The organism is Pseudomonas sp. R45(2017), from assembly GCF_002112305.1.
In the GTDB taxonomy this organism is placed as follows: Bacteria; Pseudomonadota; Gammaproteobacteria; order Pseudomonadales; family Pseudomonadaceae; genus Aquipseudomonas; species Aquipseudomonas paraglycinae.
On the sequence record NZ_NEHH01000004.1, the window covers coordinates 187188 to 204530 of the forward strand.

Consider the following 17343-nt stretch of genomic DNA (forward strand, 5'->3'; position numbering starts at 1 on the left):
CGCGACCTGTTGCAGGTCTCAATATCCGGAATTGGCCAAGGGGACGGGCGGTAACTATTTATCGGGTGTGGCGGGGTATTACCGGTAAATGCCGTTGTGGCCGTGAGCGGCTGTAGCGCGATTGCTGCGCACACTGATCATCTGCTTGATGTCGATCCACTCGATGCCCTGAGCCTTCAATTTGGGTAGTTCGCGCTCCAGCACCGCCAGTGTCTGCGGATAAGGGTGGCCGATCATCACGGCCGAACCCTGTTTGTGCGCCAGACTGATCGCTGTCTGCAATTGAGTCAGGATCGCCGCTTCTGTGCGCTCGTCATCGAGAAACACATCCCGCGAAACACTCGCCAGATCAATCTTCTGTGCCTGTTGCGCAGCGACGGTCTGGGCGCTGGTGCGGCTGTCGACGAAGAACTTGTGGCGACGCTGCAACTCGCCCATCAACCACGCCATGGCCACCGGCTGCGCAGTCATGCGGCTGCCCATGTGGTTGTTGATGCCAGCGGTGTAGGGGACCATTCTGAACGCAGCGTTCAGGCGTTTTTCGAGTTCTTCGATGGGCAGTTCGGGATGCCAGGCGAACGGGCCGGTGGCCGGGTCCATCGGCATGTGCAGGATCACGACCTTGCCGGCGCGATGGGCTTCGCGGGCGAATTCGGTGGCGTGCGGGGTGTCGGGCATGATCGCTGTAGTCACCGGCCCGGGGAGGGCCAGCACGCGACGATCCCGGGGCAGGTTCTGCCCCAGGTCGTCGATGATCAGCGTCAGGTAGGCTTTTTGAGGTGTTGGTCTGGCAGGTTCTGCGTGAGCAGCACCCGCCAGGCAGCACAGCAGGACAAAGACGAAACGCAAAGACATCCTCAACGGCCGGACGTGATGCTCAGGCCTTTGAGCAGGCTCAGGGCCTGGGCCAGCTGGTAATCGTCATCCTGCGGCATCGCCTTGGCCTTGCCGCCGGAACCGGTCGGTTTGTCCGCGCCGCCGTTGCCGTTGCCCAGGTGACCTTGCAGGTCGGCTTCCTTGAAGTAGTCGCCGTCCGCTTCGTTGGTGATCTTGGCCTTGCGTACTTCGATGTCCGGAACAATGCCCTGGGCCTGGATCGAGCGGCCGTTCGGCGTGAAGTACAAAGCGGTGGTGATCTTCAGTGCGCGGTCGTTGTTCAGCGGCAGCACGGTCTGCACCGAGCCCTTGCCGAAACTGGTGGTGCCCATGACCACGGCGCGTTTCTGGTCCTGCAGGGCGCCGGCGACGATTTCCGAGGCCGAGGCACTGCCACCGTTGATCAGCACGACCATCGGCACCGCTTCGCTTTCGTCCTTGCCGGTGGCGGAGAAGCGCAGTTCGGAATTGGCGATCCGGCCCTTGGTGTAGACGATCAGGCCTTTGGTGATGAAGTGGTCGACCACTTCGACCGCTGCCTGCAACACGCCGCCCGGGTTGTTGCGCAGGTCAAGGATGATGCCGTTGAGCTTCTTGCCGTTGTCCTTGCGCAGCTTGGCCAGGGCTTTGGAGACCTCTTCGCCGGTCTTGACCTGGAACTGGGTGATGCGGATCAGGCCGTAGCCCGATTCCAGCAGTTGCGCCTTGACGCTCTTCACCTGGATCACGGCGCGAGCCAGGGTTACATCGAACGGCGTACCGCCGTCGCGGACCAGGGTCAGGGTGATCTTCTGGCCGATCTTGCCGCGCATCTTGTCCACGGCTTCGGTCATGGTCTGGCCGCGGGTCGGCGCGCCGTTGATCTTGACGATGAAGTCGCCGGCCTGGATGCCGGCCTTCGATGCTGGCGTATCGTCGATCGGCGACACGACCTTGATGAAGCCGTCCTCGGCGCCGACTTCGATGCCCAGGCCGCCGAATTCGCCGCTGGTGCTTTCCTGCAACTCGGCAAAGTCTTCAGGGCCGAGGTAGGCGGAGTGCGGATCGAGGTTGCTGAGCATGCCCTTGATCGCGTTTTCCAGCAGGGTCTTGTCGTCCACCGGCTCGACGTAGGCCGCCTTGATCCGGTCCATGACCTCGGCAAAGGTGCGCAGCTCTTCCAGCGGCAACGGCGCCTTGCTGGTGGCGGCAGTGCCTGCCGGAGCGACAGCCGGGGCCGGTTGAGCGGCAAACGCCAGAGGCGCGCCGATCACCAGGGCGATCGTCAGAGCCAGCGAGGTAAGACGGGACAAATGCAGCATGTCGAACGAACTCCTAATATCGGTAACTCACGCCTATCCTTGCGCGCGGCACCATTGCGCCGGATCACTCGGGTGACCCTGCTGACGAATTGCGAAATACAGCGCTGGTGTGTCCTGACCGCCACTATTACCCACAGTGGAAATGGACTCACCGGCTTTTACCACGTCACCCGCCGACTTGAGCAGCGTCTGGTTGTGACCGTAAAGACTCAGAAAACCGTTGCCGTGATCAAGGATCACCAGCAGCCCGGCACCGCGCAGCCAGTCGGCAAACACCACGCGCCCGCCGTGTACGGCATGCACCTGGCTGCCGGCGGAGGCGCTGATCATCACGCCGTCCCACTTGGTGCGGGCATCGTCGCCACGGGTTTCACCGAAGCGTGCCAGCAGTCGACCATCAACCGGCCATGGAAGTTTTCCCCGACTTGACGCAAACGGGCCACCGAAGGTCTCGCCGCTGCTGGAAACCAGCGCGCCAGGTGTGGGTCTGGCTTGTTTTCGCGGGGCGTCGCTGGTGTCCGAGTCCGCATCGGCGCGGGCCTGGGCCTCACGCAAGCGCTTTTTTTCGGCTTCCTGCTGGGCGATGAGCGCTTTCTGCCGCGCTTCTTCTGCCTCACGAGCCTGGCGGGCCAGGGTTTCTTCAATGGTTTTAAGGACTTTAGACAGGTCTGCCTGATCCTGCTCGCGGGCGGCCAGTTTCTGGTCCCGGGCTTTCACGTCGTCATTGAGTTTGGCAAGGGCCTGCTGGCGCTCCTTGCGGACCTTGTCGAGCGCTTCGCGCTGAGTGTCGAGATCGCTTTGCTGCGCCAGCAACTGCGCCTGCTGCACGCCGATGTCTTTTTCGACGTTGGCCAGTTGGCGCAGGGTTTCGTTGAAGCTTTTAAGCTGCTCCAGGCGAGCCTGGCTCAGGTAGTCGTAATAGGTGAGGGTGCGGGCGAATTTCTCGGGATTCTGCTGGTTGAGCAACAGCTTGAGGTATTCCTGGCGACCGTTCTGGTAGGCGGCGCGGGCCTGGATGGCGATCAGTCGCTGCTGTTCAGTGCGCGCGCTCTGGAGTTTTTTTTTCTCCGCATCGAGCCGCTGCAGCTCGGATTCGCTCTTCTTCAGCTCTTTCTGCAGGGCTTCGACCTGTTTCTCGAGCTTGCCCATCTCGGTTTCGGTGCCCTTGAGCTCCTTTTGCACGCCGGATTTTTCTTCCTGGAGCTTGCCCAGCAGTTTTTTCAGCTCGGCGATGTCCTGGCGCGTGGCGTCCAGTTGCTGTTGGGTTTGCGCGCGCTCATCCGCGAAGGCCGGTTGGAGCAGGCATGTCAGAGCGAGGGCGATCAGGACGCGAAGCATAGGGGCGGGTGGCACCAGGGTAAGGGACGGCCTAGTATGCCCGCCCGACGCGGCAAAAAAAACGCCTCAAAGCCAACTGCTTTGAGGCGTTCGTCATAAAAAGCCGTTTCAGGCTGATTACAGGGCGTTTTTGATATCAGACCAGAATCGAAGTGCCAGTCATTTCCGCCGGTTTTTCCAGACCCAGCAGTTTCAGCATGGTCGGCGCCACGTCCGCCAGCACGCCGCCTTCGCGGACTTTCAGGTCACGCTTGCCGACATAGATGAACGGCACCGGCTCGGTGGTGTGCGCGGTGTGGGCTTGCCCGGTGGATTCGTCGGCCATCTGCTCGACGTTGCCGTGGTCGGCGGTGATCAGCGCTTCGCCGCCGACTTTTTCCAGTGCTTCGACGATGCGACCCACGCAGGTGTCCAGGCACTCCACGGCTTTCACCGCGGCTTCGAACACGCCGCTATGGCCGACCATGTCGCCGTTGGCGTAGTTGACCACGATCACGTCGTAGCGCTGGTTCTCGATGGCCTCGACGATGCGGTCGGTGACTTCCGGCGCGCTCATTTCCGGCTGCAAGTCATAGGTGGCGACTTTCGGCGACGGGATCAGGATGCGCTCTTCGCCCGGGAACGGCTCTTCACGACCGCCGGAGAAGAAGAAGGTCACGTGGGCGTATTTCTCGGTTTCGGCGATGCGCAGCTGGGTCTTGCCGTTTTTCGCCAGATAGTCGCCGAGCACGTTTTCCAGGCTGCCCGGGGCAAAGGCGGCGGGGGCCGGGATGCTGGCGGCATATTGGGTCAGGCCCACGTACTGCACTTGCGGCTGGCGCGCGCGCTCGAATTCCTTGAAACCGTCTTCGACAAACACGCGGCTCAGCTCGCGGGCGCGGTCGGCGCGGAAGTTCATGAACACCACGGCGTCGCCGTCTTCGACCTTCACCGGCTCACCGATGCTGGTGGCTTTGACGAATTCGTCGCTCTCGCCACGGGCGTAAGCGGCTTCCAGACCTTCCTGGGCGGTGGCAGCGTTGAATTCGCCATTGCCATCAACGATCAGGTTGTAGGCCTGGGACACGCGATCCCAACGGTTGTCGCGATCCATGGCGTAGTAGCGGCCGATCAGGCTGGCGATGCGGCCCTTGCCGAGCGCCTGGAAGGTCGCGTCGAGCAGTTCGATCGACGAAGCGGCGCTTTTCGGCGGGGTGTCACGGCCATCGAGGAAGGCGTGCAGGTAGATTTTTTCGGCGCCGCGCTTGAAGGCCAGTTCGGCCATCGCGATCAGGTGATCCTGATGGCTGTGAACGCCGCCATCCGAGAGCAGGCCCATGAAATGCACGGCCTTGCCGGCGGCCACGGCCTTGTCCACGGCGGCGCAGATGGTCGGGTTCTCGAAGAACTCGCCGTCGCGGATCGCTTTGGTCACGCGCGTGAAGTCCTGATACACCACGCGGCCGGCGCCGAGGTTCATGTGGCCGACTTCAGAGTTGCCCATCTGGCCGTCCGGCAGACCGACGTCCATGCCGCTGCCCGAGATCAAGCCGTTCGGCACGGTGGCCCACAGGCGATCCAGCACAGGCTTTTTGGCCGCATAGACGGCGTTGGATTCGGGGCTGTCGCTGTGACCGAAGCCGTCGAGAATCATCAGGACCAAAGGTTTAGGCGTGGTAGTCATGGAATCCACTCGTGGCTAATAAGAAGAGGGCGATGGAAAAGGGAGTTGGAGTTTAAAGCGAAGTTCCGGCGGCGTCACCGCCGGACGGGGTTTGGCCGACCATAGTGGCTGTGTATACTGGCCGACATTTTAACGCCCTGGAACCTCCTTCGATGGTTGCTCACCTGATTGAATTTGCCACTAACCACTACATTCTTGTCGGTATCTTCGTCGTACTGCTGGCTTTGCTGCTGGCGCATACGGTGCAGGGCGGCGGTAAAAGCCTGAGCACGGGCGAGCTGACCGCTCTGGTCAACAAGGAAGCCGGCGTGGTGGTGGACATCCGTCCGAGCAAGGACTACGCCGCCGGTCACATCGTTGGCGCGGTGAACATTCCCCAGGACAAACTGGCCGCCCGCATCGGCGAGCTGGAAAAACACAAGGCCAAGACCATCATTCTGGTCGACGCCCTCGGCCAGACCGCCGGCACCCACGCCCGCGAACTGATGAAGGCCGGCTTCACCGCCGCCAAGCTGTCCGGCGGGATTTCCAGCTGGAAAGGCGACAACCTGCCGTTGGTGAAGTGACATGAGCGACGTCATCGTCTACTCCAGCGATTACTGCCCTTACTGCTCGCGCGCCAAGTACCTGCTCGCGAACAAAGGCGTGGCCTTCGAAGAGATCAAGGTCGATGGCAAGCCGCAGGTGCGCGCCGCCATGGCCCAGAAGGCCGGACGCACGTCCGTGCCGCAGATCTGGATCGGCGACACCCACGTCGGCGGATGTGATGATTTGTATGCCCTGGAGCGCGCCGGCAAGCTCGACGCGCTGCTCAAGGCCTGACCTGCTGCAAACGTAAAGAACCCTAAAAGACCCAAGATCAGAAAGGATCTGAGATGACTGACCAACAGAACACTGCAGCCAGCGAAGAAGAAACCGCACCGCAATTCTCCTTGCAGCGCATCTACGTACGAGACCTGTCCTTCGAAGCCCCGAAAAGCCCGGCGATCTTTCGCCAGCAGTGGGATCCGGCGGTCGCTCTGGATCTGAACACCCGCCAGAAAGCCCTGGAAGGTGATTTCTACGAAGTCGTGCTGACCCTGTCCGTCACCGTGAAAAACGGTGAAGAAGTGGCCTTCATCGCTGAAGTGCAACAGGCCGGTATCTTCCTGATCAAGAACCTGGACGCGGCTTCCATGAGCCACACCCTGGGTGCGTTCTGCCCGAACATCCTGTTCCCGTACGCTCGCGAAACCCTGGACAGCCTGGTGACCCGCGGTTCGTTCCCGGCCCTGATGCTGGCCCCGGTGAACTTCGACGCCCTGTACGCGCAAGAGCTGCAGCGCATGCAGGAATCCGGCGAGACCCCGACCGTTCAGTAAGCGGTCGATGCAACAACGAAAAAAAGCGCCGTTACAGGCGCTTTTTTCTTGGGCGATCGAGTGGCATTACTTGAAGTCGTTCTGCCGCCACGCTTCGTACACGGCCACTGCCACGGTGTTGGACAGGTTCAGGCTGCGGCAGCCTTCACGCATCGGCAGGCGCAGGCGCTGTTCGCCGGGCAGGGCGTCGAGCACTTCCGGCGGCAGGCCACGGCTTTCCGGGCCGAAGATGAACGCATCGCCCGGGACGAACGCGGCATCGTGAAACGGCCGCGAACCCTTGGTGGTGAAGGCGAACAGCCGTGGATGACCGAGGCTTTCCAGGCAGCTGGCGAGGTCGGCATGGCGCTGCAAAGTGGCATACTCGTGGTAGTCGAGACCGGCGCGGCGCAGGCGCTTGTCGTCCATCTCGAAGCCCAGCGGTTCGATCAAATGCAGGTGGCAGCCGCTGTTGGCGCACAGCCTGATAACGTTGCCGGTGTTCGGCGGAATTTCCGGTTGAAAAAGGATGACGTGAAACATGCACGGCTCCGAAGGTAAAGATGACGCGCATTCTACGCCGCAAGCGGATCCGCGTTCGAAACTATTCCCGCGGGTGATGGCATCGCTGGCGATCGTCGGTGTGATGGTCGGGATGATGATCGGCCGTTTGACCACTCCAGATCCAACCGTCTTGCAGCAGGTCGAGGTGATCGATGGCGGTCTGGCGGTCTGGTTCAACAACGAGCCGAAGCTGCACGGCGAGATCGTCGATGGCAGCCTCGCGTTGCTGTTCGAGGCCGAAGGCAAGGCGCAGAAAGGTCAGCTCAAGTTCAACGGCAAGGACGTGAACTGGCGGACGCGGTTGAGTGACGGGGGATTGTTGCTGACGCTGGTGGCGGCGCGGCCGCTGCACGGCGACTGGGCCGGCCAGGCGGTCGATGACCGCTGGCGGCTGGAGATCCATCTCCGGGAGCAATAAAAGAGGGAATCCCCGGCCTGCCTGTACCAAGGTTCCCGAAACGGGCGGGCTCATCGCATCGCGTTCTGAGCCGGTGTAAAGAAGGAACCCCTGACCTGCCTGTATCAAGGGCCCCAAAAGGGTGGACTCATCGAGTCCTGTGTAAAGAGGGGAATCCCCGGCCTGCCTGTACCAAGGCCCCCGAAAGGGTGGGTGAATCGAATCACCTGTAGGAGTTATTGCAGGGGGCGTGCCAGGTTTTCGCGTTTTGAAACAAAAAAGCCCGGCACAGCGACGAAGGCCCCGTAATACGGGGCCTTCGTCTTTTCACAGGATGGGATTTTCAACGGTTTACAGTGCAAGCCTGAGCCAGTGGCTGTGCCCGATTAAGGGTCACGGTGCCTTGCGGCGGTGCAGGCTGGCGCTGAATCTCAGCCTTCATCGCCCTCATCGTCATCCCCGCCATCGACCTTCATGCCGAGCTCCTTGATCTTGCGGGTCAAGGTGTTGCGGCCCCAGCCCAGCAGCACCGCAGCGTCACGACGACGCCCGGCAGTGTGCTTCAGTGCTGTCTCGATCATGATCCGCTCGAACGCCGGTACCGCGCTGTCGAGCAGGCTCGACTGACCGCGCGCCAGGGCCTGATCGGCCCACTGACGCAGCGCCTGTTCCCAGTTGGTGACTGGCGCCGAGTCCTGCGGCAGGCTCAGCAATTCCGGCGGCAGGTCGCTGATGTGCACCTCGCGCCCGGACGCCATCACGGTGATCCAGCGGCAGGTGTTTTCCAGCTGACGCACGTTGCCTGGCCACGGCAGGTTTTTCAGGTATTCCTCGGTCTCGCTTTTCAGCAGCTTCGGCTCCACCGCCAGTTCTTGCGCAGCGCGGCTGAGGAAGTGCTTGGCCAGGGTCGGGATGTCTTCGCGACGGTCCGACAGGCGCGGAATATGGATGCGGATCACGTTGAGGCGGTGGAACAAGTCCTCACGGAATTTCCCGGCGTGAACCAGGGTTTCCAGATTCTGGTGCGTTGCGGCGATGATCCGCACATCGACCTTGACCGGCACATGCCCGCCAACACGATAGAACTCGCCATCGGCCAGTACCCGCAGCAGTCGGGTCTGGGTGTCCGCCGGCATGTCCCCGATCTCATCGAGGAACAGCGTGCCGCCGTCGGCCTGTTCGAAACGGCCGCGACGCAGGTTGGCCGCGCCGGTGAAGGCGCCTTTCTCGTGGCCGAACAGCTCGGATTCCATCAAGTCTTTCGGAATCGCCGCCATGTTCAGCGCGATGAACGGCGAGGCCGCGCGCGGGCTGTGGCGGTGCAGGGCGTGGGCCACCAGTTCTTTACCGGTGCCGGATTCGCCGTTGATCAGCACGGTGATGTTGGAGTGGCTCAAGCGCCCGATGGCGCGAAACACTTCCTGCATCGCCGGCGCTTCGCCGATGATTTCCGGGGTGCGAGTCAGGGTCGGGGCGACTTCCAGGCCCTGTTGTTCCTGAGCATGCTGATTGGCGCGTTTGACCAGCGACACCGCTTCGTCGACATCGAACGGCTTGGGCAGGTACTCGAACGCGCCGCCCTGATAGGAGGCGACAGCGCTATCCAGATCGGAGTGAGCGGTCATGATGATCACCGGCAGCCGCGGGTGCTGCTCGCGGATCCGCGCCAGCAGGTCCAGGCCGCTGGCGCCGGGCATGCGGATGTCGGAGATGATCACGTCCGGCTGCTGGCGCGCGAGGCGGCTCATCACGCCATCGGCACTGTCGAAGCTCTGGGTGGTCATGCCTTCCTGTTGCAGGGCTTTTTCCAGAACCCAACGGATAGAACGGTCGTCATCGACGATCCACACGGTTTCACTACGGCTCATGTCGATGTGGCTCCTTGTTCCAGTGGCAGAAAGATCGAGAACGTGGTGTGGCCTGGATGGCTGTCACACTCGATCAGGCCCTGGTGCTGGCTGATGATGTTCTGGGTGATGGCCAGGCCCAGCCCGGTACCGTCCGGACGGCCGCTGACCATGGGAAAGAAGATGGTTTCCTGGAGTTCCGCCGGAATGCCGGGGCCGTTGTCGATGATCTCGATCTTGGTCACCAGACGATGGCGGACGTGGCCGATGGTGAACTGTCGCATGGCGCGGGTGCGCAAGCTGATGCGGCCCAGGCGCAGCTCGTTCTGGCTGCTGATGGCCTGCATCGCGTTGCGCACAATGTTCAGCACCGCCTGAATCATTTGTTCGCGGTCGATCAGGACGTCGGGGATGCTCGGGTCGTAATCGCGCACCAGCGTGATGCAGCCCTGGCTTTCGGCTTCGACCAATTGGCAGACGCGCTCCAGCACTTCGTGGACATTGCACAGGGCCAGCGACGGCAGTTTGTTCGAGCCGAGCATGCGGTCGACCAGATTGCGCAGGCGGTCGGCCTCTTCGATGATCACGTTGGTGTAGTCGCGCAGGCTGTCTTCCGGCAGTTCCCGGGCCAGCAACTGCGCGGCACCGCGGATGCCGCCCAGCGGATTCTTGATCTCGTGGGCCAGGCCGCGCACCAGCATCTTGCTGGTTTCCTGCTTCGACAACTGGGCCTCTTCCTTGGTGATCCGCAACAGGCGGTCACGAGGATGGACTTCCAGCAAAAGCAGGGTCGCGCCGTTGCTGAGGATCGGCGTCACCGCGTAATCCACGGTCAGGGTCTGGCCGGTGAGGGCAGTGAGCATCGCTTCGCGCTTGGTGAACGGGTGCGCCTGCTCCACCGCCTGGCGCAACGAATTGAGCGCCTCGGTTGACTCGGTGAACAGCTCGCTGATGAACTGCCCATGGCTGCGCTGGCCGCTGATGGCCAGCAGCATCTCCGCCGCCGGGTTCATGTACTCGAGGCGCAATTCGCTGTCGAGCAGGATGGTGGCGGTGGTCAGGTTGTCGAGTAGCAAGCGATGCAGTGCGTCACTGATGGTCATGAGGACCTCTTTTGGAGCATGGCGCGCGCAGGGATACAGCGCTGATGCGAGGAAAATGCAAAAACCAAACCAAGGCTCCGAAAAGAAGCGTTCAACCCCTGAAACGGGCGTTTGACGCTCGTTTGCGTGGCAGTCAAACCGCTCTGGCGGGTACTTTCGAACCAAAATGGGTTGGAATGTGAGTACGGTGCAGCGTATTGCACCAATATAGTGCGCAAAGCTGAACGACGTCAGAAGAAACGCAGGAAAGGATTTTTCGGTTCGGCGGGTTTGTCTTTCAGTGGGCATTCCGGGCGCACGCCGTAGTCGGCGCTGACGCAGGGTTTGACCTGACGTTTCTGTGCCAGGGAAATGCGCTGCATGTGGAACGGCTGGTTGGCGGTTTTCTCCACGGTTCGGCCCTGAGCGTCGAGGATCTCGACCGACAGGTTGTGGCTGCCACGATCGATGTTGCTCAGCGGGAACACCGGGCTCAGACCGGGTTCGCCGACGGCCTGACCATCCAGCAGCAGGCGATACAGGTGACCTCTTTGCAGGCCCGGTTCGCTGGTGACGCTGACGATCAGCTCACCGGCGCTGCTGCGAATGGTTGCGTCCGGCTCGGGGATCAGCACGCGCAGCATGTCGTAGTGGAACAGTGGCGGCTCTGCTGATTTCTTCGACGGTGTGACCGGTGCAGCGGCGCTCGGATTCGAGGCCATGCGATTGCTGGTGGCCAGCGGCACACGCTTGGCGTTGCCGTGCGGTTGGTCCGTATAGACACGATTGCCCTGGGCGTCGATGTAAGTGAACACCTCGGCCGATGCGCCAAACGCGATCAGAAACAGGCACAGGGCAATCAATCCCCGCGTCATGGCTTGTGCACCCGCTGCACGGTGAACACCACCGCAGGACTCTGCTGAACGATCGCCTCGCCGTTGATCACCTGCACCGCCAGCCGATGCTCGCCCCGGTCAACGTTTACCAGTTGCAGGATCGGCACGTTGCTCGGCTGGCCATAAGGCGCGTCGTCCAGCAGCAGACGCAATTGATGCGGCGGTTGCAGGCGCGGCTTGATCAGCACGCTGACCGTGAACGTGCCGTTGTTGGCGCGCAGGGCCTCCTCGGTGGGCAGGCCGGTCAGCTCCAGCACTTCATAGGCATTGCGCGCAGGCTCGCGACTGGGCGTGTCTGAAGAGGGCGCACTCGGTGCCTGCGGCTGGACGCTGTTGAGCGGCGGCAACTCCACCGGCTGCGCCTGCACGCCGTCCGGCGCGTGATCGCTGTACACCGTGTTGCCGCTGGCGTCGGTGTACTTGTAGATCTGCGCGGCGGCGGGCAGGGCGATCAACAGCAGAATATAGAGAAGGGTGCGACCCATGAAATCGACCGGAAACGAAAACGATGGGATGCAGCATAGGACAGTGGAACGGCGAAGGCTCGGATGGAAAACATCCGGCCATAAAAAAGGCCTCCCGAAGGAGGCCTCTTTTTGTCACGCCGCGTAGCGCGGCGCTACCGGATCAGCAGCTGTAGTACAGCTCATATTCCAGTGGGTGTACGAAGGTGCGGACCTTGATTTCTTCTTCGGATTTCAGCGCGATGTAAGCGTCGATGAAGTCGTCGGAGAACACGCCGCCCTTGGTCAGGAACGCGCGGCCCTTGTCCAGCTCTTCCAGGGCTTCTTTCAGGCTGCCGCAAACTTGCGGGATCTCTTTCGCCTCTTCAGGCGGCAGGTCGTACAGGTTCTTGTCGGCAGCATCGCCTGGGTGGATCTTGTTCTGGATACCGTCCAGACCGGCCATCAGCAGTGCTGCGAAAGCCAGGTACGGGTTGGCAGCCGGATCCGGGAAGCGGGCTTCGATACGACGGCCTTTAGGGCTGTTGACGTAAGGAATACGGATCGAGGCGGAACGGTTGCGAGCCGAGTAGGCCAGCATCACTGGAGCTTCGAAGCCTGGCACCAGACGCTTGTAGGAGTTGGTGGCCGGGTTGGTGAAGCCGTTCAGGGCCTTACCGTGCTTGATGATGCCGCCGATGAAGTACAGGGCGGTGTCGGACAGGCCGGCATAACCTTCACCCGCGAAGGTGTTCTTGCCATCTTTGGAGATGGACATGTGAACGTGCATGCCCGAACCGTTGTCGCCGTACAGCGGCTTCGGCATGAAGGTCGCGGTGCGGCCGTAGGCGTCGGCAACGTTGTGTACAACGTATTTCAGGGTCTGGGTTTCGTCGGCTTTCTTCACCAGGGTGTTGAACTTGACGCCGATTTCGTTCTGGCCGGCAGTTGCCACTTCGTGGTGGTGAACTTCAACGGTCAGGCCCATTTCTTCCAGTGCGTTGCACATGGAGGTACGGATTTCGTGGTCGTGGTCGAACGGCGGAACCGGGAAGTAGCCACCTTTCACGCCTGGACGGTGGCCTTTGTTGCCGCCTTCCACGTCCTGGTCGGACATCCACGAGCCTTGCTCGGAGTAGATCTTGAACATCGAGCCGGAGATGTCGGACTTGAACTTCACTTCGTCGAAGATGAAGAACTCAGGCTCTGGACCGGCGAATACGGTGTCACCGATACCGGTGGTCTTCAGGTATTCCTCGGCGCGGCGGGCGATGGCGCGCGGGTCGCGATCGTAACCTTGCATGGTCGAAGGTTCGATGATGTCGCAGACCAGGATCAGGGTTGGCTCTTCGGTGAACGGGTCCAGAACGGCGGTTTCGTCGTCCGGCAGCAGGATCATGTCGGAGGCTTCGATGCCTTTCCAGCCAGCGATGGAGGAACCGTCGAACATCTTGCCAACTTCGAAGAAGTCGTCTTCCAGCGCATCGCGAGCCGGCATGGTCACGTGGTGCTGAGTGCCTTTGGTGTCCGTGAAGCGCAGATCAATCCACTTGACGTCATGATCTTTGATGAGTTGAACCGACTTCGACATAGTGTCCTCCGGGTGAATTAGGGCGGGTAGTGGATGCCCTTAATAGTGGTGATGCCGGCGCGAATACTCTGCCAAGGCAACCTGCCTCACAAGGGAGCAAATTGCATGCCAGTGCCCCAGCATGGGTTTTTTGCCCCAAATTCACGCTTCTAAAGGTCGAAAGCGCCTTAAAGGCGAAAATCTCGCCCTTTAATGTAGCGCTCAAATCGAAAAATGACCCGTTTTGGTGCGCGCAAAACCTTCTGCACATTAACTGGTTAAACCTTGAGCAATTTCCGCTATAATCCGCGCCCCCCTTTTTCGGCTGGCCCTGCGCGCGCTGTTTTCATGAAACTAATCGTAAAAGTCTTCCCCGAGATCACCATCAAAAGCCGACCTGTCCGGACGAAATTCATCCGCCAGCTGGCCAAGAACATCCGCACCGTGCTCCGCGACCTGGACCCGGCCGTGGTGGTGAACGGTGTGTGGGACAATCTCGAGCTGGAAACCCGCGTCACCGACCCCAAGGCCCTGAAAGAGATGGGCGAACGCCTGACCTGCATGCCGGGCATCGCGCACTTTCTGCAGATCGACGAGTACCCGCTGGGTGACTTCGACGACATCACCGAGAAGTGCAAGCAGCACTACGGCGATGCGCTGGCCGGGAAAATTTTTTCGGTGCGCTGCAAGCGTGCGGGCAAGCATGCGTTCAGCTCGATGGACGTCGAAAAATACGTCGGCAGCAAGCTGCGCCGTGAGTGCGGCGCTGCCGGAATCGACCTGAAACAGCCGGAAATCGAAGTCCGCATCGAAGTTCGCGACAAACGGTTGTTCGTGATCCACAGCCAGCACAATGGCATCGGCGGCTACCCGCTCGGTGCGCTGGAGCAGACGCTGGTGTTGATGTCCGGCGGCTTTGACTCGACGGTAGCCGCGTACCAGATCCTTCGTCGCGGCCTGATGACGCACTTCTGCTTCTTCAATCTGGGCGGTCGTGCCCACGAATTGGGCGTAATGGAAGTCGCGCATTTCATCTGGAAGAAGTACGGCAGCTCGCAACGCGTGCTATTTGTCAGTGTTCCGTTCGAAGAAGTCTTGGGCGAAATTCTCGGCAAGGTCGACGACAGTCATATGGGCGTCGTATTGAAGCGTATGATGTTGCGCGCGGCGTCGAACATTGCCGAACGCCTGCACATCGATGCGCTGGTCACCGGTGAAGCGATTTCCCAGGTGTCGAGCCAGACGCTGCCGAACCTGTCGGTCATCGATTGCGTCACCGACAAGCTGGTGCTGCGACCGCTGATCGTCGCCCACAAGCAGGACATCATCGACACGGCCGACCAGATCGGTACCGGTGATTTCGCCCGGCACATGCCGGAATACTGCGGCGTCATCTCGGTCAACCCGAAGACCGCCGCCAAGCGTGGCCGGGTCGAGCACGAAGAGCAGGAATTCGACATGGCGGTGCTCGAGCGTGCGCTCGCAAACGCCAGACTGGTGCCGATCGATCGGGTGATCGACGAATTGGGCCAGGATTTGCAGATCGAAGAAGTCAGCGAAGCGCTGGCCGGTCAGATCGTCATCGACATCCGTCACCCGGATGCCGCCGAGGATGACCCGCTGGAACTCGCCGGCATAGAGGTACAGACGATGCCGTTCTACGCAGTGAACGCTCGTTTCAAGGAACTGGACCCTACTCGCCAGTACCTGCTGTATTGCGACAAAGGCGTGATGAGTCGCCTGCATGCCCACCATTTGCTCAGTGAGGGGCATGCCAATGTGCGCGTTTATCGACCGAGCTAAGTGCCCGGGGCTGTTTGCCTGTGGCCTGCGTCACCGGCCCCCCGACACCGCCGTCAAGCTGTAACGGCCATGCCGGACACTACTGTCAATCGCTGCCAAGACTTGTCAGCAAACCGAATCCTCTGATCGAGATACACAAGTGATCGAAAATCTACGCAACATCGCCATCATTGCCCACGTTGACCATGGTAAGACCACCCTGGTAGACAAACTCCTGCGTCAATCCGGCACCCTGGAGCGCAACGAGCTCAACGACGAGCGCGTGATGGACTCCAACGACCAGGAAAAAGAGCGCGGCATTACCATTCTGGCGAAAAACACCGCCATCAACTGGAACGGCTACCACATCAACATCGTGGACACCCCGGGCCACGCCGACTTCGGTGGCGAAGTCGAGCGCGTAATGTCCATGGTTGACTCCGTGCTGCTGCTGGTCGACGCCCAAGACGGCCCTATGCCGCAAACCCGTTTCGTGACCAAGAAGGCTTTCGAAGCCGGCCTGCGTCCAATCGTGGTCATCAACAAGGTTGACCGTCCGGGCGCGCGTCCTGACTGGGTTCTGGATCAGATCTTCGATCTGTTCGACAACCTGGGCGCTACCGAAGAACAACTGGACTTCCAGGTTGTTTACGCTTCGGCCCTGAACGGCATCGCCGGTCTGGACCACACCGCCATGGGCGAAGACATGACCGCGCTGTACCAGGCGGTAGTCGACCACGTTCCGCCTCCGGCTGTTGACCGTGACGGTCCGTTCCAGATGCAGATCTCCGCTCTGGACTACAACAGCTTCCTGGGTGTTATCGGTGTTGGCCGTATCGCTCGTGGTCGCGTCAAGCCGAACACTCCGGTTGTTGCTATCAGCGCCGACGGCAAGCGCCGCAACGGTCGTATCCTGAAGCTGATGGGTCACCACGGTCTGCACCGCGTTGACGTTGAAGAAGCTGCAGCTGGCGACATCGTCTGCATCAGCGGTTTCGACGAGCTGTTCATCTCCGACACCCTGTGCGACATCAACAACGTCGAGGCGATGAAGCCTCTGACCGTTGACGAGCCAACCGTTTCCATGACCTTCCAGGTAAACGACTCGCCATTCTGCGGTAAAGAAGGCAAGTTCGTGACCTCCCGTAACATCAAGGATCGTCTGGACAAAGAGCTGCTGTACAACGTTGCACTGCGCGTTGAAGAAGGCGACTCGGCTGACAAGTTCAAGGTATCCGGCCGTGGTGAGCTGCACCTCTCGGTACTGATCGAAACCATGCGTCGCGAAGGCTTCGAGCTGGCCCTGGGCCGTCCTGAAGTGATCATCCGTGAAGTTGACGGCGTGAAGCAGGAACCGTTCGAAAACGTAACCATCGACATCCCTGAAGAATCCCAGGGCAAGGTCATGGAAGAAATGGGTCTGCGTAAAGGCGACCTGAGCAACATGGTGCCGGATGGCAAAGGCCGTGTTCGTCTGGAATACAACATCCCTGCTCGCGGTCTGATCGGTTTCCGTAACCAGTTCCTGACCCTGACCAACGGTGCTGGCATCCTGACCTCGATCTTCGACCGTTACGCTCCAGTGAAGTCGGGCCACATGTCCGGCCGTCAGAACGGCGTTCTGGTTTCGGTTGAAACCGGCAAGGCACTGACCTACTCCCTGGAAACCCTGCAGGCTCGTGGCAAGCTGTTCGTAGAACACGGCCAGGAGATCTACAACGGTCAGATCGTTGGTCAGAACTCCCGCGACAACGACCTGGGTGTGAACCCGACCAAAGGCAAGAAGCTCGACAACATGCGTGCTTCGGGTAAAGACGAAACCATCGCTCTGGTCCCACCTGTTCGCTTCACCCTGGAACAGGCTCTGGAATACATCCAGGAAGACGAGCTGTGCGAAGTTACGCCTAAGTCCATCCGTCTTCGCAAGAAGATCCTGGACGAAAGCGAGCGTACCCGCGCTGCCAAGAAAGCCAAGGCGTAATTTAGCCCAGGCTTGAAAAAACGCCCCCGGTCGAGAGACCGGGGGCGTTTTTGTTTGTCCTGGGAAAAGTGCTGAACCTCAAAAGCCCCCTCACCCTAACCCTCTCCCGGAGGGAGAGGGGACCGATTGGGGGATGCTCAAGAAGTACGCCGACCTGATCGGGATTTACCGAATCCATAATCGACTGGTTGTTTCAGGTCGATGTATGACGCAAGACGACCTCGGTCGGCTCCCTCTCCCTCCGGGAGAGGGCTGGGGTGAGG

At 60.8% G+C, this 17343-nt stretch carries 16 protein-coding genes; 6 read left to right on the forward strand and 10 right to left on the reverse strand.

Translation table 11 applies throughout. The features are described from left to right. Nucleotides 1-78 precede the first annotated feature (78 nt). From CAF74_RS10990 to gpmI, 4 genes are all read right to left on the reverse strand, one after another. Nucleotides 79-855 carry a divergent polysaccharide deacetylase family protein gene (locus CAF74_RS10990; protein ID WP_085746378.1) on the reverse strand — a complete coding sequence of 259 codons (777 nt, stop codon included), beginning with the start codon at nucleotides 853-855 and terminating at the stop codon, nucleotides 79-81. 2 nt (nucleotides 856-857) lie between these two features. Continuing rightward, the gene (locus tag CAF74_RS10995; RefSeq protein ID WP_085654441.1) at nucleotides 858-2177 is read right to left on the reverse strand and encodes a S41 family peptidase; all 1320 of its coding nucleotides are present in this window, start codon (nucleotides 2175-2177) and stop codon (nucleotides 858-860) included. Nucleotides 2178-2210: 33 nt separating this feature from the next. Beyond that, entirely contained in the window at nucleotides 2211-3515 is a 1305-nt protein-coding gene (locus tag CAF74_RS11000; protein ID WP_085746379.1) for a murein hydrolase activator EnvC, read from the reverse strand. A gap of 136 nt (nucleotides 3516-3651) precedes the next feature. Then, a complete protein-coding gene (gpmI, locus tag CAF74_RS11005) occupies nucleotides 3652-5178 on the reverse strand; it encodes a 2,3-bisphosphoglycerate-independent phosphoglycerate mutase (RefSeq protein ID WP_085746380.1) in 1527 nt (508 codons plus the stop codon). A 152-nt stretch (nucleotides 5179-5330) separates the two neighbouring features. Between gpmI and CAF74_RS11010 the strand changes: the two genes are divergently transcribed. Genes CAF74_RS11010 through secB form a run of 3 tightly spaced genes read left to right on the forward strand, consistent with a single transcriptional unit; the run spans nucleotide 5331 to nucleotide 6539 of the window. Continuing rightward, nucleotides 5331-5744 carry a rhodanese-like domain-containing protein gene (locus CAF74_RS11010; RefSeq protein ID WP_007952524.1) on the forward strand — a complete coding sequence of 138 codons (414 nt, stop codon included), beginning with the start codon at nucleotides 5331-5333 and terminating at the stop codon, nucleotides 5742-5744. A gap of 1 nt (nucleotide 5745) precedes the next feature. Beyond that, nucleotides 5746-6000 (forward strand): glutaredoxin 3, encoded by a 255-nt coding sequence (grxC, locus tag CAF74_RS11015; RefSeq protein WP_007952522.1) that lies wholly within the window; start codon nucleotides 5746-5748, stop codon nucleotides 5998-6000. Nucleotides 6001-6053: 53 nt separating this feature from the next. Then, on the forward strand, nucleotides 6054-6539 hold the full coding sequence (secB, locus tag CAF74_RS11020) for a protein-export chaperone SecB (protein ID WP_007909233.1): 486 nt from the start codon (nucleotides 6054-6056) through the stop codon (nucleotides 6537-6539). Nucleotides 6540-6605: 66 nt separating this feature from the next. On the opposite strand, the gene CAF74_RS11025 is transcribed toward secB, so the two are convergent. Further along, nucleotides 6606-7061, reverse strand: coding sequence for a tRNA (cytidine(34)-2'-O)-methyltransferase (locus tag CAF74_RS11025; RefSeq protein ID WP_007952520.1), 456 nt, complete (start codon nucleotides 7059-7061; stop codon nucleotides 6606-6608). Here CAF74_RS11025 and CAF74_RS11030 point away from each other — a divergent pair. Further along, nucleotides 7060-7500, forward strand: a complete 441-nt coding sequence (locus tag CAF74_RS11030; protein ID WP_085746381.1) for a hypothetical protein — start codon at nucleotides 7060-7062, stop codon at nucleotides 7498-7500. The genes CAF74_RS11025 and CAF74_RS11030 overlap by 2 nt on opposite strands. Nucleotides 7501-7910: 410 nt before the next feature. On the opposite strand, the gene ntrC is transcribed toward CAF74_RS11030, so the two are convergent. From ntrC to glnA, 5 genes are all read right to left on the reverse strand, one after another. After that, nucleotides 7911-9347 (reverse strand): nitrogen regulation protein NR(I), encoded by a 1437-nt coding sequence (ntrC, locus tag CAF74_RS11035; RefSeq protein ID WP_007952518.1) that lies wholly within the window; start codon nucleotides 9345-9347, stop codon nucleotides 7911-7913. Beyond that, nucleotides 9344-10429: a nitrogen regulation protein NR(II) gene (glnL, locus tag CAF74_RS11040; protein WP_007952516.1), complete on the reverse strand. Its 1086-nt coding sequence runs from the start codon at nucleotides 10427-10429 to the stop codon at nucleotides 9344-9346. The genes ntrC and glnL overlap by 4 nt, the downstream gene beginning before the upstream one ends. Nucleotides 10430-10659: 230 nt before the next feature. Next, entirely contained in the window at nucleotides 10660-11283 is a 624-nt protein-coding gene (locus tag CAF74_RS11045; protein WP_085746382.1) for a DUF4124 domain-containing protein, read from the reverse strand. Next, nucleotides 11280-11789, reverse strand: a complete 510-nt coding sequence (locus tag CAF74_RS11050; RefSeq protein WP_085746383.1) for a DUF4124 domain-containing protein — start codon at nucleotides 11787-11789, stop codon at nucleotides 11280-11282. Before CAF74_RS11050 ends, CAF74_RS11045 begins: the two co-directional genes overlap by 4 nt. 142 nt (nucleotides 11790-11931) lie before the next feature. Then, nucleotides 11932-13338: a glutamate--ammonia ligase gene (gene glnA, locus CAF74_RS11055; protein ID WP_011332032.1), complete on the reverse strand. Its 1407-nt coding sequence runs from the start codon at nucleotides 13336-13338 to the stop codon at nucleotides 11932-11934. 327 nt (nucleotides 13339-13665) lie between these two features. Here glnA and thiI point away from each other — a divergent pair, with 327 nt between their 5' ends. After that, a complete protein-coding gene (thiI, locus tag CAF74_RS11065; RefSeq protein ID WP_085746385.1) occupies nucleotides 13666-15120 on the forward strand; it encodes a tRNA uracil 4-sulfurtransferase ThiI in 1455 nt (484 codons plus the stop codon). A gap of 139 nt (nucleotides 15121-15259) precedes the next feature. Further along, nucleotides 15260-17080, forward strand: a complete 1821-nt coding sequence (typA, locus tag CAF74_RS11070) for a translational GTPase TypA (protein ID WP_007952502.1) — start codon at nucleotides 15260-15262, stop codon at nucleotides 17078-17080. The last annotated feature ends 263 nt before the right edge of the window (nucleotides 17081-17343 follow it).

Coding starts and splice junctions, on each gene's coding strand:
- CAF74_RS10990 (WP_085746378.1), bottom strand. CDS start 855: ATGTCTTTGCGTTTCGTCTTTGTCCTGCTGTGCTGCCTGGCGGGTGCT.
- CAF74_RS10995 (WP_085654441.1), bottom strand. CDS start 2,177: ATGCTGCATTTGTCCCGTCTTACCTCGCTGGCTCTGACGATCGCCCTG.
- CAF74_RS11000 (WP_085746379.1), bottom strand. CDS start 3,515: ATGCTTCGCGTCCTGATCGCCCTCGCTCTGACATGCCTGCTCCAACCG.
- gpmI (WP_085746380.1), bottom strand. CDS start 5,178: ATGACTACCACGCCTAAACCTTTGGTCCTGATGATTCTCGACGGCTTC.
- CAF74_RS11010 (WP_007952524.1), top strand. CDS start 5,331: ATGGTTGCTCACCTGATTGAATTTGCCACTAACCACTACATTCTTGTC.
- grxC (WP_007952522.1), top strand. CDS start 5,746: ATGAGCGACGTCATCGTCTACTCCAGCGATTACTGCCCTTACTGCTCG.
- secB (WP_007909233.1), top strand. CDS start 6,054: ATGACTGACCAACAGAACACTGCAGCCAGCGAAGAAGAAACCGCACCG.
- CAF74_RS11030 (WP_085746381.1), top strand. CDS start 7,060: ATGCACGGCTCCGAAGGTAAAGATGACGCGCATTCTACGCCGCAAGCG.
- CAF74_RS11025 (WP_007952520.1), bottom strand. CDS start 7,061: ATGTTTCACGTCATCCTTTTTCAACCGGAAATTCCGCCGAACACCGGC.
- ntrC (WP_007952518.1), bottom strand. CDS start 9,347: ATGAGCCGTAGTGAAACCGTGTGGATCGTCGATGACGACCGTTCTATC.
- glnL (WP_007952516.1), bottom strand. CDS start 10,429: ATGACCATCAGTGACGCACTGCATCGCTTGCTACTCGACAACCTGACC.
- CAF74_RS11045 (WP_085746382.1), bottom strand. CDS start 11,283: ATGACGCGGGGATTGATTGCCCTGTGCCTGTTTCTGATCGCGTTTGGC.
- CAF74_RS11050 (WP_085746383.1), bottom strand. CDS start 11,789: ATGGGTCGCACCCTTCTCTATATTCTGCTGTTGATCGCCCTGCCCGCC.
- glnA (WP_011332032.1), bottom strand. CDS start 13,338: ATGTCGAAGTCGGTTCAACTCATCAAAGATCATGACGTCAAGTGGATT.
- thiI (WP_085746385.1), top strand. CDS start 13,666: ATGAAACTAATCGTAAAAGTCTTCCCCGAGATCACCATCAAAAGCCGA.